Raw genomic sequence first — 13,626 nt, forward strand, 5'->3', positions numbered from 1 at the left:
TTTCACGAAATTTTCACGAGGCGAAGCTTCGCACGATTCCGGGATGTTTCCATAGTGTCGGTAGGATATTTCTTAGGTGAGACAGATCGCCGCTGGTCCAGAACTGCGCGGGAACAGGTTTCCGGTCGGCCAACAGGTTGCGCTCGCCCAATAAGCGCTTGAGCTGCCGTGCCACTGCGGCGCCAGTATCGATGAGGATGACGCTCGGCGGCAGCATTTGCGCAAGCATCGGTTTAAGGAAGGGATAGTGGGTACAACCGAGGATGATGGTGTCGCAACCGGCACTGAGCAGGGGGTCGACATAACCCTGTAACAACTGGCGCAGGGCCGGGCTGCTCAGGTCGCCGGTTTCAATCAGCTCAACCAGGCCTGGGCATGGCTGGGTAATCACGCGCACGTCGGTGGCAAAACGGTCGAGCAACGCCGCGAACTTGGCGCTTTGCAGGGTGCCGGTGGTGGCGAGCACGCCGACCACTCCACTGCGGGTCGCGGCGGCAGCGGGTTTGACGGCGGGCTCCATGCCCACCAACGGCCAATCGGGGTAGTCCAGACGCAGGTCGGCGACGGCGGCCACCGTCGCCGTGTTGCAGGCAATTACGAATGCCTTGGCGCCCTGCTCGCGGAAAAACGCCGCCACCCGCCGCGAACGCTCGCGAATAAAGGCCGGAGTTTTCTCGCCATAAGGGATATGCCCGCAATCGGCGACGTAGAGCAGCGACTCGTGGGGCAGTAGTTGCTGGATTTCCTCCAGCACCGACAGGCCACCGACACCGGAATCGAACACACCGATCGGCGCATCCTTACCCATGGCGAGTCCCGCAGACACTGCAGCCAGGGTCGCGCTTGACCCGCAGCTCGCGGAAACGCGTGGTCAAGGCATCGATCAGCAATAAACGCCCGACCAACGGCTCGCCAAAACCGGCCAACAGCTTCAGGGCCTCCAGGGCTTGCAGGCTGCCGACCAAGCCCACCAGCGGCCCGACGACACCGGCTTCGCTGCAGGTCAATTCGGCGTCGCTGCCGTGCCCATATAAACAGTGGTAGCACGGGCTGTCGGCGCGACGGGGGTCAAACACTGACAATTGCCCTTCCAGACGAATCGCAGCGCCGCTGATCAACGGCTTCGCGGCGGCGACACAGGCGGCATTGACCGCCTCGCGGGTAGAGAAGTTGTCACTGCAATCGAGCACCACATCCACTTGAGCCACGGCTGCGGCCAGCGAATCGGCATCCAGCGCGGTGCGATGGGGCACCAGTTGGATGTCGGGGTTGATCGCGCGCAAGCGACGCATGGCCGAGTCGACTTTGGTCTGCCCGACGCTGTCGGTGTCATGGATGATCTGGCGTTGCAGGTTAGTCAAGTCGACCGTGTCGAAATCCGCCAAATGCAACTGGCCAACGCCCGCAGCGGCCAGGTACAGCGCTACCGGCGCGCCCAGACCGCCAAGGCCGACTATCAGGGCACGGCCGTTTTTGAGGCGCAATTGCCCGTCAATGTCGACATGCTGCAACAGAATCTGTCGGCTATAGCGCAACAGCTCCTGATCGGTCAGCACGGCCGGCGCCCTAAGGTGATACGTTCGTGCCCGCCAAGGTCGACGCGGCTGTGCACTTGCTCAAAACCTTGGCTCTGCAACAGGTCGCGCACCGCAGGGGCTTGATCGTAACCGTGCTCCAACAGCAACCAGCCACCCGCATTCAGGTGGGCGGGCGCGTCCTGGATGATCAGCCGCAGGTCATCCAAACCATCATGGCCCGCCACCAGGGCGCTGGCGGGCTCGAAACGCACGTCGCCGGCCACCAGATGCGGGTCGTTGTCGGCGATATACGGCGGGTTGCTGATGATCAGATCGTAGGAGTGCCCGTGCAGGGCGCTGAACCAATGGCTGTTGAGTACCGTGGCGTTATTCAAGTGCAGACGCTGGCGATTGCGCTCGGCCAGGGCCACCGCTTCCAGCACACGGTCGACCGCGGTCACTTGCCAGGCCGAACGCTCGCTGGCCAAGGCCAGGGCAATCGCGCCGCTGCCGGTGCCCAGGTCAAGCACGCGGGCGGGCGTGGCCGGCAATAATTCCAGCGCCGCTTCCACCAGCATTTCGGTCTCGGGACGCGGGATCAGCGTGTGCGGCGCCACTTCAAGGTCGAGTTTCCAAAAGCCTTGCTGGCCGAGAATATAAGCCACCGGCTCGCCCGCGCGGCGGCGTTGCAGGTAGCCGGCAAACTTCAGCGCGTCTTCGCTACTGACGATTTTTTCCGGCCAGGTGTGCAGATAGCTGCGCGATTTACCCAGGGCTGCGGCCAGTAACAATTCGGCGTCCAGGCGCGCGGTGGGCGAATCCGGCAGGTCGGCGGCGCGCAACAGGCTGGCGATGATGGTCATTTATTCACCTATGGCCGCTAGTTGATCGGCCTGGTATTCGGCGAGCAACGGCTCGATCACCGCTTCAACGCCGCCGGCGAGGATTTCGTCCAGGGAATACAGGGTTAGGTTGATTCGGTGATCGGTCACCCGTCCCTGGGCGAAGTTGTACGTGCGAATGCGCTCGGAGCGGTCGCCCGAGCCCACCAGCAGCTTGCGCTCAGTGGCGATCGCATTGGCGGCGGCGCTGGTCTGCTGGTCATTGAGCTTGGCCGACAGCCAGGACATGGCACGCGCCCGGTTCTTGTGCTGGGAGCGCTCTTCCTGACATTCCACCACGATGCCCGACGGCAAGTGGGTGATACGGATGGCCGAGTCGGTCTTGTTGACGTGCTGGCCGCCGGCACCGGACGAACGATAGGTATCGATGCGCAAGTCGGCCGGGTTGATCTCGATGGCTTCCTGTTCATCCGGCTCGGGCAGCACGGCGACGGTGCAGGCCGAGGTGTGGATGCGGCCCTGGGACTCGGTGGCCGGCACCCGTTGCACACGGTGCGCGCCAGACTCGAACTTCAGCTTGCCGTAGACATTGTCGCCTTCGACACGGGCGATGACTTCTTTATAGCCACCGTGTTCGCCTTCGTTCTCCGACAGGATCTCCACACGCCAGCCGCGACGCTCAGCGTAGCGCGAGTACATACGGAACAGGTCGCCGGAGAAGATCGCCGCCTCGTCGCCACCGGTGCCGGCGCGGATTTCGAGGAACACGTTGCGTCCGTCGTTGGGGTCCTTGGGCAGCAGCATGCGTTGCAGGTCGCCTTCCAGCTCGGCGAGTTTTTCCTTGGCCTCGCGGACTTCTTCCACGGCCATTTCACGCATGTCCGGGTCGCTGTCTTTGAGCAGTGCCTGGGCGCCTTCGAGGTCGCCCTGCACTTTCAGCAGGTTCTTATAAGTGGCGACCACGGGCTCAACTTCGGCGTATTCCTTGGAATAGGCACGGAATTTGGCTTGATCGGCGATGACCTCGCCATCGCCGAGCAAGGCGGTCAGTTCTTCGAAACGGTCCTGGAGCACGTCCAGTTTATTGAGCAGTGACGCTTTCATTGCGGTTTTTTATCCGAAGAGCTGTCTGACGCGCCCTCTCCGAGGGCAAAAAGTTCCTGGGCCATGGCCAGCGCATCGAGGCGGCCTTCGGCGGTCAATTTCTTAAGTTGCACACTGGGTGCATGCAGCAATTTGTTGGTCAGGCCACGCGCCAACTGCATCAACACCTCTTCGGCGCTGCTGCCATTGGCCAGCAAGCGCTGGGCCTTGATCAGTTCTTCGTCGCGCAGGCGTTCGCCCTGCTGACGATACGCCTTGAGCACGTCCACCGCCGCCAGTTCACGCAAGCGCACCATGAAATCTTCGGCGCCGGTGCTGACCATTTCCTCGGCGGTCTGGGCTGCGCCCTGACGAGTCTTGAGGTTTTCGGCGACCACTTCGTGCAGATCGTCGACGCTGTACAGATAAACATCGTCCAACTCGCCGACTTCGGGCTCGATATCCCGAGGAACGGCGATATCCACCATGAAAATCGGCTTGTGCTTGCGCAGCTTCAGCGCGCTCTCAACCGCGCCTTTGCCCAGGATCGGCAACTGACTGGCGGTGGAGCTGATGACGATATCGCTGCGCACCAGTTCGGCCGGGATATCCGCCAGCAGCACCGCATGGGCGCCGAACTGTTCGGCCAGGATACTGGCGCGCTCCAAGGTACGGTTGGCCACCACGATACGCTTGACCCCCAGGTCGTGCAGGTGACGAGCGACCAAGGTGATGGTTTCCCCGGCGCCGATCAGCAGCGCCTGGCTGCGCTGCAGGTCACTGAAAATCTGCTTGGCCAGGCTGACGGCCGCGAACGCCACGGACACCGGGTTTTCGCCGATCGCCGTGTCGGTGCGCACCTGCTTGGCGGAATTGAACGTGGCCTGGAACAGCCGACCCAGCAACGGACCAACGGTGCCGGCTTCGCGCGCCACGGCGTAGGCGGATTTCATCTGGCCCAGGATCTGCGGTTCGCCCAACACCAGCGAATCGAGACCGGCCGCCACACGCATCATGTGACGAACTGCCGCATCCTCTTCATGCACATAAGCACTGGCGCGCAGCTCGTCGAGGCTCAAATGGTGATAATCGGCCAGCCAGCGCAGGACGACATCCGCAGAGAGATGTTCCTGTTCTATATAAAGCTCACTGCGATTGCAGGTCGAAAGGATCGCAGCTTCGCGACTGTCGGTGAGCCGGCAGAGCTGCTGCAAGGCTTCAACCAACTGCTCAGGCGTAAACGCCACGCGCTCGCGCACGTCTACAGAGGCAGTCTTGTGGTTAATACCGAGTGCGAGGAAGGCCATTCAATATCGCTGATGATGTCGGGAAGCCGGCGATTGTCCTACTTCGAAAGATTCAGAACAACCACCGTCGTCTATTGTCCCTATACCTTGTGCCTATAAAAGACACGCATTGAGACTCGGTTATGTTTGGCCGAAGGCTTGTGTCATGATGATCCGACCGCAGGTTAGTCGTCCTCTTCCTATATGAATAGATCTTCCGCGTTGCTCCTTGCTTTTGTCTTCCTCAGCGGCTGCCAGGCCATGGCCCCCGTGCAGCCGGACGGTACGCCGCCGACAGAAGACAGCACCCCCGCCCCTGAAAAGCCCAAAGTTTACTCATCGTTCAGCGAAGAAACGGTGTACAGCCTGCTGACCGCGGAGCTGGCCGGCCAGCGCAATCGCTTCGATATTGCGCTGGATAACTACGTGACCCAGGCCATCAATACGCAGGACCCGGGGATCTCCGAGCGCGCGTTTCGCATCGCCGAGTACTTGGGGGCCGATCAGGCGGCGCTGGACACGTCGCTGATCTGGGCGAAAAACGCCCCGGACGACTTGGAAGCACAACGGGCGGCGGCCATTCAGTTGGCGCGGGCCGGGCGCTATGACGACTCCATGGTGTATATGGAGAAAGTCCTGCAGGGCAAGGGTGACACCCATTTCGACTTCCTGGCGCTGTCGGCCGCCGACACCGACCAGGACACCCGCAATGGCCTGATGAACAGTTTCGACCGACTGCTACAGAAGCACCCTAAAAACAGCCAGCTGATTTTCGGCAAGGCCTTGCTGCTGCAACAGGATGACGAAGCCGAAGCAGCGCTGAAGCTGCTGGAACAAAACCCGCCGGATGAGGGGGAAATCGCCCCAATTCTGCTGCGCGCACGCTTGCTGCAGAATCTCAATCGCGGCAAGGAAGCGATTCCGTTGCTGGAAAAAAGCATCAAGAAGTACCCGGAAGACAAGCGCCTGCGCCTGACTTACGCACGTATGCTGGTGGAGCAGGACCGCATGGAGGACGCCAAAGTGCAGTTCGCCAATCTGGTCCAGCAATATCCGGACGACGATGAACTGCGCTATTCCCTGGCCCTGGTATGCCTGGAAGCCAAAGCCTGGGACGAGGCCAAAGGGTACCTGGAAGAGCTGATCGCCCGGGAAAGCCATGTGGATTCCGCGCACCTGAACCTGGGCCGCATTGCCGAAGAGCGCAACGACCCACAGGCAGCCCTGCTCGAATACGCTCAGGTCGGCTCCGGTAACGATTACCTGCCGGCCCAACTGCGCCAGGCCGATATCCTGATGAGCAACGGCCGCACCGATGAGGCGGAAAAACGCCTGGCCGCCGCGCGGGATGCCGAGCCGGACTATGCCATCCAGTTGTACCTGATTCAGGCTGAGACCTTATCGGCCAATAGTCAGGGTGATCGCGCCTGGAAAGTGCTGCAACAAGCCTTGTTGCAATTCCCCGACGATTTGAACCTGCTGTACACCCGCGCCATGCAGGCGGAAAAACGCAATGATTTGGCGCAGATGGAAAAAGACCTGCGCCTGATCATCAAGCGCGACCCCGACAACGCCATGGCCCTCAACGCCCTGGGTTACACCTTGTCCGATCGCACCACCCGCTACGACGAGGCCAAGGCGCTGATCGAACAAGCGCACAAACTCAATCCGGAAGACCCGGCCGTCCTCGACAGCCTCGGTTGGGTGAATTACCGCCTGGGTAACCTGGATGAAGCCGAACGCTTGCTGCGCCAGGCGTTGGAGCGCTTTCCCGATCAGGAAGTCGCGGCCCATTTGGGCGAAGTGTTGTGGGCCAATGGCAAACAGCGCGAAGCCCGTCAAATCTGGGAAAAGTTCCTCAAGGAACAACCCGAAAGCCCCATCCTGCGCAGCACCATCAAGCGCCTGACCGGATCCGAGACCCTTTAAATTTATGTTTTTGCGCCACGTTATAGTGTTCAGTCTTATCGCCTTGCTCGCCGGTTGCGCGGGCTTTGGCGCCCGCGAATCCGTTGAAGGCCAGGGCAAACCGGCGCAATGGAAGCAGCACAAGAGCCAACTGGCCAGCATCGATGGCTGGCAGATCGAAGGCAAAGTCGGCGTACGCGCGCCGAAAGATTCCGGCAGCGGCACGCTGTTCTGGCTGCAACGCCAGGACTACTACGATATTCGCCTCTCGGGCCCACTGGGCCGAGGCGCGGCGCGGCTGACCGGGCGTCCGGGTCAGGTGAGCCTCGAAGTGGCCAACCAGGGGCGCTACGAAGCGACCTCCCCGGAAGCTCTGCTGGAAGAACAGATTGGCTGGAAACTGCCGGTGTCTCATCTGGTCTGGTGGGTGCGCGGTTTGCCCGCACCGGACAGCAAGAGTCGCCTGAGCCTTAACGGCGACAGTCGTCTGGCCACCCTTGAACAGGATGGCTGGCAGGTTGAGTACCTCAGTTACGTACAACAGAACGGCTATTGGCTGCCCGAACGCATCAAATTGCACGGCACGGACCTGGACGTCACGCTGGTGATCAAGGACTGGCAACCGCGCAAATTGGGGCAATAACGTGACCGCAGAAAAACTGACCCTGCCCTCTCCGGCCAAACTCAATTTGATGCTGCATATTCTCGGACGCCGTGAAGACGGCTACCACGAGCTGCAGACGCTGTTTCAATTTCTCGATTACGGCGACGAACTGACCTTCGCCGTACGCGACGACGGCGTGATCCAGTTGCATACCGAATTCGAAGGCGTGCCCCACGACAACAATCTGATTGTGCGGGCCGCGAAAAAACTCCAAGAGCAATCCGGCAGCTCACTGGGCATCGACATCTGGATCGATAAAATTTTGCCCATGGGCGGAGGGATCGGCGGTGGCAGCTCGAATGCCGCGACTACCCTGCTGGGCCTGAACCACTTGTGGCACCTCGGCTGGGACCCTGATCGCCTGGCTGCGCTGGGCCTGACGCTGGGGGCAGACGTCCCGGTTTTCGTACGCGGGCACGCGGCTTTTGCCGAAGGCGTAGGGGAAAAACTGACGCCTGTAGAGCCTGAAGAGCCATGGTACGTCGTGCTTGTCCCGCAAGTATCTGTAAGTACAGCAGAAATTTTTTCAGATCCGCTGTTGACACGTAACTCTCCTCCCATTAAAGTGCGCCCCGTTCCCAAGGGAAACAGTCGAAATGACTGCTTACCGGTTGTAGCAAGGCGTTATCCAGAGGTACGTAACGCTTTGAATTTGTTAGGTAAATTTACCGAAGCAAAATTAACCGGAACTGGAAGTTGTGTGTTTGGGGGCTTCCCAAACAAAGCTGAAGCTGATAAAGTCTCGGCCCTTCTTACAGAGACCCTTACAGGGTTTGTAGCAAAGGGAAGCAACGTTTCGATGTTGCATCGCAAGCTGCAAAGTCTGCTCTAAAAGGAATCGAGTACTGGGTACTCGTTGCAACAGATACAGGGGCGTCGCCAAGCGGTAAGGCAGCAGGTTTTGATCCTGCCATGCGTTGGTTCGAATCCAGCCGCCCCTGCCATTTTCCTATACTCATCCAGGTTACCCTCAGCCTCTAGGTACTGCGCGTGTCCAAGATGATGGTCTTTACGGGGAACGCTAACCCCGATCTGGCTCGACGTGTCGTACGTCAGCTGCATATCCCTCTCGGTGACATCTCTGTCGGTAAATTCTCCGACGGCGAAATTACAGCCGAGATCAATGAAAACGTCCGCGGTAAAGATGTCTTCATTATTCAGCCGACCTGCGCTCCGACCAACGATAACCTGATGGAACTCGTCGTGATGGCTGATGCCTTCCGCCGCTCCTCAGCGACTCGAATCACAGCTGTAATCCCTTACTTTGGTTATGCCCGTCAGGATCGCCGTCCGCGTTCCGCACGTGTGGCTATCAGCGCGAAAGTCGTGGCTGACATGCTGACCGTGGTAGGCATCGACCGTGTTCTCACGGTTGACCTGCACGCTGACCAAATCCAGGGGTTCTTCGATATTCCGGTAGATAACATCTACGGCTCCCCCGTTCTGGTGGATGACATCGAAGACCAGCGCTTTGAAAACCTGATGATCGTGTCCCCGGACATTGGTGGCGTCGTGCGTGCACGAGCTGTTGCCAAATCCCTGGGCGTGGACCTTGGGATCATCGACAAACGCCGTGAAAAAGCCAATCACTCTGAAGTGATGCATATCATTGGTGATGTCGAAGGGCGTACCTGTATTCTGGTTGATGACATGGTCGACACCGCCGGCACCCTGTGCCACGCGGCGAAAGCCTTGAAAGAGCACGGTGCGGCTAAAGTCTTCGCCTACTGCACACACCCTGTGCTGTCGGGCCGAGCGATCGAGAACATCGAGAATTCTGTGCTGGACGAACTGGTGGTGACCAACACCATCCCGTTGTCCGCCGCCGCTCAAGCCTGTGCGCGTATCCGTCAATTGGATATCGCACCGGTCGTTGCCGAGGCGGTTCGCCGTATCAGCAACGAAGAATCGATCAGCGCGATGTTCCGTTAAGGGTTCCCCCTTCGTAACAAAGCACTGACGAAAAGCGCCCCGCCCCAGCATTGTGTTGGGGCGGGGCTTTTTTGCCCATATCGAGTCTGGCGCTGGTCGCAAACGCCGCTCGATGATGGCTATTTTGGAGATACAAAATGACTGAATTTACTCTGAACGCTCAAGCGCGTACTGACCTGGGGAAAGGTGCGAGCCGCCGCCTGCGTCACGCCGCCAACATTCCTGCTGTTGTATACGGCGGTAGCAAGCCTGCTGAATCCGTGACCATCCTGGCCAAAGAAATCGCCAAGCTGTTCGAAAACGAAGCTGCCTACAGCCACGTTATCGAGCTGAACGTCGACGGCACCAAGCAGAACGTCATCGTTAAAGCAATGCAGCGTCACCCTTCCAAGCAGTTCATCATGCACGCCGACTTCGTTCGCGTTGTTGCTGGCCAGAAACTGACCGCTATCGTGCCTGTGCACTTTGTTGGTGAAGAAGCTCCGGTCAAGAAAGGCGGCGAGATCTCTCACGTCCTGAACGAAATCGAAGTGACCTGCCTGCCGAAAGACCTGCCTGAGTTCATCGAAGTCGATCTGTCGGCTCTGGAAATCGGCGCCATCGTTCACCTGTCCGACATCAAGGCACCAAAAGGCGTTGAGTTCGTTGCACTGGCTCACGGTGATGACAAAGCAGTTGCCAACGTACACGCTCCACGCGTTGCTCCAGAAGCTGAAGAAGGCGCTGCAGAGTAATTCACTCTGTCTTGCCGGAGCTTGAGGAAACATCGCGGACCGAAACGTAGCGAGAAAGCGGGCGATAACGCGGCGTTTACTCTTGAGTAAATGATCTTTGTCGTCCACTTTCGCCGCATGCAGGTCGCGGCGATGTTATCCACAACTCCAAAGGAAGGGCCCCTGTCGTGACTGCCATTAAACTGATCGTTGGCCTGGGAAATCCAGGCGCTGAATACGAACAGACCCGGCATAACGCGGGGGCCCTTTTTGTTGAGCGCATCGCCCACGCCCAAGGTGTAAACCTGGTGGCCGATCGCAAATATTTCGGCCTGACCGGACGCTTTTCGCATCAAGGTCAGGATGTTCGTCTGCTGATTCCCACCACTTACATGAACCGCAGCGGCCAGGCTGTCGCGGCGCTTGCGGGCTTCTTCCGGATCAAACCCGAAGAAATCCTGGTGGCCCATGACGAGCTGGACCTGCCACCCGGCGTCGCCAAGCTCAAACAGGGCGGCGGGCATGGTGGTCACAATGGCCTGCGCGACATCATCGCGCAGTTGGGCAATCAGAATACCTTTTACCGCCTGCGGCTCGGCATCGGCCATCCGGGCGTTGCCAGTATGGTTTCAAATTTCGTCCTGGGTCGTGCGCCACGCGCCGAACAGGAAAAACTCGATGCCAGCATCGATTTTGCCCTCGGCGTGCTGCCGGATATCCTCGCCGGTGAATGGAACCGTGCGATGAAAAACCTGCACAGCCAGAAGGCCTGACTCTTACCGAGGGGAAACACCATGGGATTCAATTGCGGCATCGTCGGCCTGCCCAACGTCGGCAAATCCACCCTGTTCAACGCCCTGACCAAGTCCGGTATTGCGGCGGAGAACTTCCCCTTCTGCACCATCGAACCCAACAGTGGCATCGTGCCTATGCCCGATCCGCGCCTGGACGCATTGGCGGCCATCGTCAATCCCAAGCGCATCCTGCCGACCACCATGGAATTCGTCGATATCGCGGGCCTGGTGGCCGGCGCGTCGAAAGGCGAGGGCCTGGGTAACAAGTTCCTGGCCAACATCCGTGAGACCGACGCCATCGCCCACGTGGTCCGCTGCTTTGAAGACGAGAACGTGATTCACGTCTCCAACAGCGTCGACCCGAAACGCGACATCGAGATCATCGACCTGGAACTGATCTTCGCCGACCTCGACAGCTGCGAAAAACAACTGCAGAAAGTTGCGCGTAACGCCAAGGGCGGCGACAAGGATGCCGTGGTCCAGAAAGGTCTGCTGGAGCAGTTGATCGCCCACTTTACCGAAGGCAAACCTGCGCGCAGCCTGATGAAGAACATGGGTGGCGACGAGAAAGCCGTGATCAAAGGCTTCCACCTGCTGACCACCAAGCCTGTGATGTACATCGCCAACGTGGCTGAAGACGGCTTCGAGAACAACCCGCTGCTCGACGTGGTCAAGGCCATTGCCGACGAAGAAGGCGCCATGGTTGTTCCGGTCTGCAACAAGATCGAAGCGGAAATCGCCGAACTTGAAGACGGCGAAGAAAAAGACATGTTCCTTGAGGCCCTGGGCCTGGAAGAGCCTGGCCTGAACCGTGTAATCCGTGCCGGTTACGAAATGCTCAACCTGCAGACCTACTTCACCGCCGGTGTCGAAGAAGTCCGCGCCTGGACCGTCAAGGTCGGTGCCACCGCACCACAGGCTGCCGGTGTGATCCACACCGACTTCGAAAAAGGCTTTATCCGCGCTGAAGTGATCGCTTACAACGACTTCATCCAGTACAAGGGTGAAGCCGGTGCCAAGGAGGCTGGTAAATGGCGGTTGGAAGGCAAGGAGTACATCGTTAAGGACGGTGATGTGATGCACTTCCGCTTTAACGTATAAGCGTCACTTGTAATTCATTCATAAACAAAAGGCCGATGCATTGCATCGGCTTTTTTGTGGGCGACCTTTTAATTGGAAAACCCCACCTGCAAAAATTACATATTCTCAGATACTTCCTATTTATCACGCTCACACCTCTCTCTCATTAAGCATCGCGTAACTTATCGTCCAATAGAAAGTCACTTTCCTACACCACTTTCCTCTTCAGAGGCTCAAAGACTAATGACAACTTCTTTAATCTACGCTCTACTGGTGACCGCAGGCATAATATCTTTTTAATAATGAAGCCATAGCGAGAAGGGAATATCTTCCAATGTCGGCTACCTTCAACATGGAAAATGAAACGGCCCTTTCACTCATCGAAGGCCCGGACATTGAAAATACTTTAAACAACACAGCCACTCTCAACATAGACATTTTGTTGCTGGGGGAAACCGGTACTGGCAAGGATACGCTAGCACAACGAATTCATCTTCTATCGGGCCGGCGAGGCAACTTTGTCGCCGTGAACTGTGCGGCCATTCCGGAAAGCCTCGCGGAAAGCCAATTGTTTGGTGTAAACAGCGGGGCCTATACCGGGGCGATGCAATCCAGGGCAGGTTTCGTCGAGGCGGCCCACCTAGGCACACTCTACCTCGATGAGATCGACAGCATGCCATTGAATCTTCAAGCCAAGCTGCTACGAGTGCTGGAGTCGCGAGGCGTCGAGCGCTTGGGATCGACCCGCTTTATCCCGGTGGACATGCGTGTCATAGCCTCTGCACAGCACTCGCTGCACCAAATGGTCGAGCACGGCACGTTCCGTCGTGACCTGTATTTTCGCCTGAATGTTGTCCATATCCAGCTTACGCCGTTGCGGGACAGGCGCGAGCGCATCATCCCGTTGTTCTTGGAGATGATCCGGCAGGAAGCCAGCTATTTTAATTGCTCGGCCCCGCTGCCCTCTGATGGATTGCTGCAACAATTGCTGCACCACCCGTGGCTGGGCAATGTTCGCGAGCTGCGTTCGACGGCAAAACGCTTCGTGCTGGGACTCACACCGCTTTCCATTCCCATGAGCAACTTGGCGGTTACCCAGACGAACCTGAAGGCACGTCTGCAGCAAATTGAAAAAGCACTGATTGAGGAGTCGTTGAGTCGCCACGAGCACTGTGTAGATACCGTCGCACTGGAGCTGGGGGTTGCAAAGCGCACGTTGTACTACAGAATTAAGCAACTGGAGATAGCGCTCGCATAACGTCGTTTTCGCCCCTATCCACTCAGATCTTTTCAAAAACTTTCGGCAATTCCAACCCCAATTTAACGCTCATCAGGCCTTCACGCTAACATCTATTGACTTGTTAATACTTTCAGAGCCCAGACACACACTTTGAAATATTCAGCCGTTAAACAAATTGGAACGTTTTAGTCGGGCTAGCCACCTAGTCATAGCCAGGTTCGAACCCTCCTTAAGTAATTTAAAGAGGCGCCAAAGTACCCTTCGACAGCCGGCAACCATATCAATTTTTATGTCAATGAAACCGGAGACTCATCATGAGTAGTGCAATTGGTTCTGGATACAGCTCGTCAGCAAGTCTTTACAACAACTTGTCACAAAGTCTGAACAAAGATGCCGGGGACATCGGAGGTGGTGGAAGTGCTGGCTCGGCGAGTGATCGTGCAGCAGCGGTCGCCGAGGCGACTTTCAAGGAAAGCTTGAAAGCGAAGATGATCTCAGGTCTGTATGCCGCGGCTAAAGAAATCCGCTCATAAATAGGCGACCTCCCCCCGGCTCTTCAGTTGGAGG

The 13,626-nt window shown here is 58.2% G+C and carries 14 protein-coding genes and 1 tRNA gene; 10 read left to right on the forward strand and 5 right to left on the reverse strand.

All coding sequences use genetic code 11. The features are described from left to right. Positions 1–13 precede the first annotated feature (13 nt). From murI to hemA, 5 genes are read right to left on the reverse strand one after another with little or no spacing between them, the layout of a single operon-like run. Positions 14–808: a glutamate racemase gene (gene murI / locus K1567_RS12530; protein WP_220698537.1), complete on the reverse strand. Its 795-nt coding sequence runs from the start codon at positions 806–808 to the stop codon at positions 14–16. After that, the gene (locus K1567_RS12535; protein ID WP_034095788.1) at positions 801–1,556 is read right to left on the reverse strand and encodes a molybdopterin-synthase adenylyltransferase MoeB; all 756 of its coding nucleotides are present in this window, start codon (positions 1,554–1,556) and stop codon (positions 801–803) included. Before K1567_RS12535 ends, murI begins: the two co-directional genes overlap by 8 nt. Continuing rightward, on the reverse strand, positions 1,550–2,380 hold the full coding sequence (gene prmC, locus K1567_RS12540) for a peptide chain release factor N(5)-glutamine methyltransferase (protein ID WP_220698538.1): 831 nt from the start codon (positions 2,378–2,380) through the stop codon (positions 1,550–1,552). The genes K1567_RS12535 and prmC overlap by 7 nt, the downstream gene beginning before the upstream one ends. After that, complete coding sequence (prfA, locus tag K1567_RS12545) at positions 2,381–3,463, reverse strand: peptide chain release factor 1 (RefSeq protein ID WP_034111686.1); 1,083 nt, start codon at positions 3,461–3,463, stop codon at positions 2,381–2,383. It lies immediately after the preceding gene. Further along, the gene (hemA, locus tag K1567_RS12550; RefSeq protein WP_220698539.1) at positions 3,460–4,749 is read right to left on the reverse strand and encodes a glutamyl-tRNA reductase; all 1,290 of its coding nucleotides are present in this window, start codon (positions 4,747–4,749) and stop codon (positions 3,460–3,462) included. Before hemA ends, prfA begins: the two co-directional genes overlap by 4 nt. A gap of 183 nt (positions 4,750–4,932) precedes the next feature. On the opposite strand from hemA, the gene K1567_RS12555 reads away from it, so the two are divergent. From K1567_RS12555 to K1567_RS12600, 10 genes are all read left to right on the forward strand, one after another. Beyond that, the gene (locus tag K1567_RS12555; RefSeq protein WP_034095784.1) at positions 4,933–6,657 is read left to right on the forward strand and encodes a tetratricopeptide repeat protein; all 1,725 of its coding nucleotides are present in this window, start codon (positions 4,933–4,935) and stop codon (positions 6,655–6,657) included. Positions 6,658–6,661: 4 nt separating this feature from the next. Then, a complete protein-coding gene (lolB, locus tag K1567_RS12560) occupies positions 6,662–7,279 on the forward strand; it encodes a lipoprotein insertase outer membrane protein LolB (RefSeq protein ID WP_099313228.1) in 618 nt (205 codons plus the stop codon). A 49-nt stretch (positions 7,280–7,328) separates the two neighbouring features. Further along, complete coding sequence (ispE, locus tag K1567_RS12565) at positions 7,329–8,132, forward strand: 4-(cytidine 5'-diphospho)-2-C-methyl-D-erythritol kinase (RefSeq protein ID WP_187696848.1); 804 nt, start codon at positions 7,329–7,331, stop codon at positions 8,130–8,132. A 37-nt stretch (positions 8,133–8,169) separates the two neighbouring features. Continuing rightward, a tRNA-Gln gene (locus tag K1567_RS12570) sits at positions 8,170–8,244 on the forward strand. A gap of 46 nt (positions 8,245–8,290) precedes the next feature. Continuing rightward, positions 8,291–9,232 (forward strand): ribose-phosphate pyrophosphokinase, encoded by a 942-nt coding sequence (locus K1567_RS12575; RefSeq protein ID WP_003171603.1) that lies wholly within the window; start codon positions 8,291–8,293, stop codon positions 9,230–9,232. 137 nt (positions 9,233–9,369) lie between these two features. After that, positions 9,370–9,966: a 50S ribosomal protein L25/general stress protein Ctc gene (locus tag K1567_RS12580; protein ID WP_034095781.1), complete on the forward strand. Its 597-nt coding sequence runs from the start codon at positions 9,370–9,372 to the stop codon at positions 9,964–9,966. Positions 9,967–10,133: 167 nt separating this feature from the next. Next, entirely contained in the window at positions 10,134–10,718 is a 585-nt protein-coding gene (gene pth / locus K1567_RS12585) for an aminoacyl-tRNA hydrolase (RefSeq protein ID WP_034095780.1), read from the forward strand. Positions 10,719–10,739: 21 nt separating this feature from the next. After that, positions 10,740–11,840, forward strand: a complete 1,101-nt coding sequence (ychF, locus tag K1567_RS12590) for a redox-regulated ATPase YchF (RefSeq protein WP_169867955.1) — start codon at positions 10,740–10,742, stop codon at positions 11,838–11,840. 313 nt (positions 11,841–12,153) lie between these two features. Then, complete coding sequence (locus K1567_RS12595; RefSeq protein WP_169867954.1) at positions 12,154–13,077, forward strand: sigma 54-interacting transcriptional regulator; 924 nt, start codon at positions 12,154–12,156, stop codon at positions 13,075–13,077. 296 nt (positions 13,078–13,373) lie between these two features. Then, positions 13,374–13,592 carry a hypothetical protein gene (locus tag K1567_RS12600; RefSeq protein WP_143506543.1) on the forward strand — a complete coding sequence of 73 codons (219 nt, stop codon included), beginning with the start codon at positions 13,374–13,376 and terminating at the stop codon, positions 13,590–13,592. Positions 13,593–13,626 lie beyond the last annotated feature (34 nt).

The organism is Pseudomonas sp. S5F11 (genome assembly GCF_019641515.1).
Classification (GTDB): domain Bacteria; phylum Pseudomonadota; class Gammaproteobacteria; order Pseudomonadales; family Pseudomonadaceae; genus Aquipseudomonas; species Aquipseudomonas rhodesiae.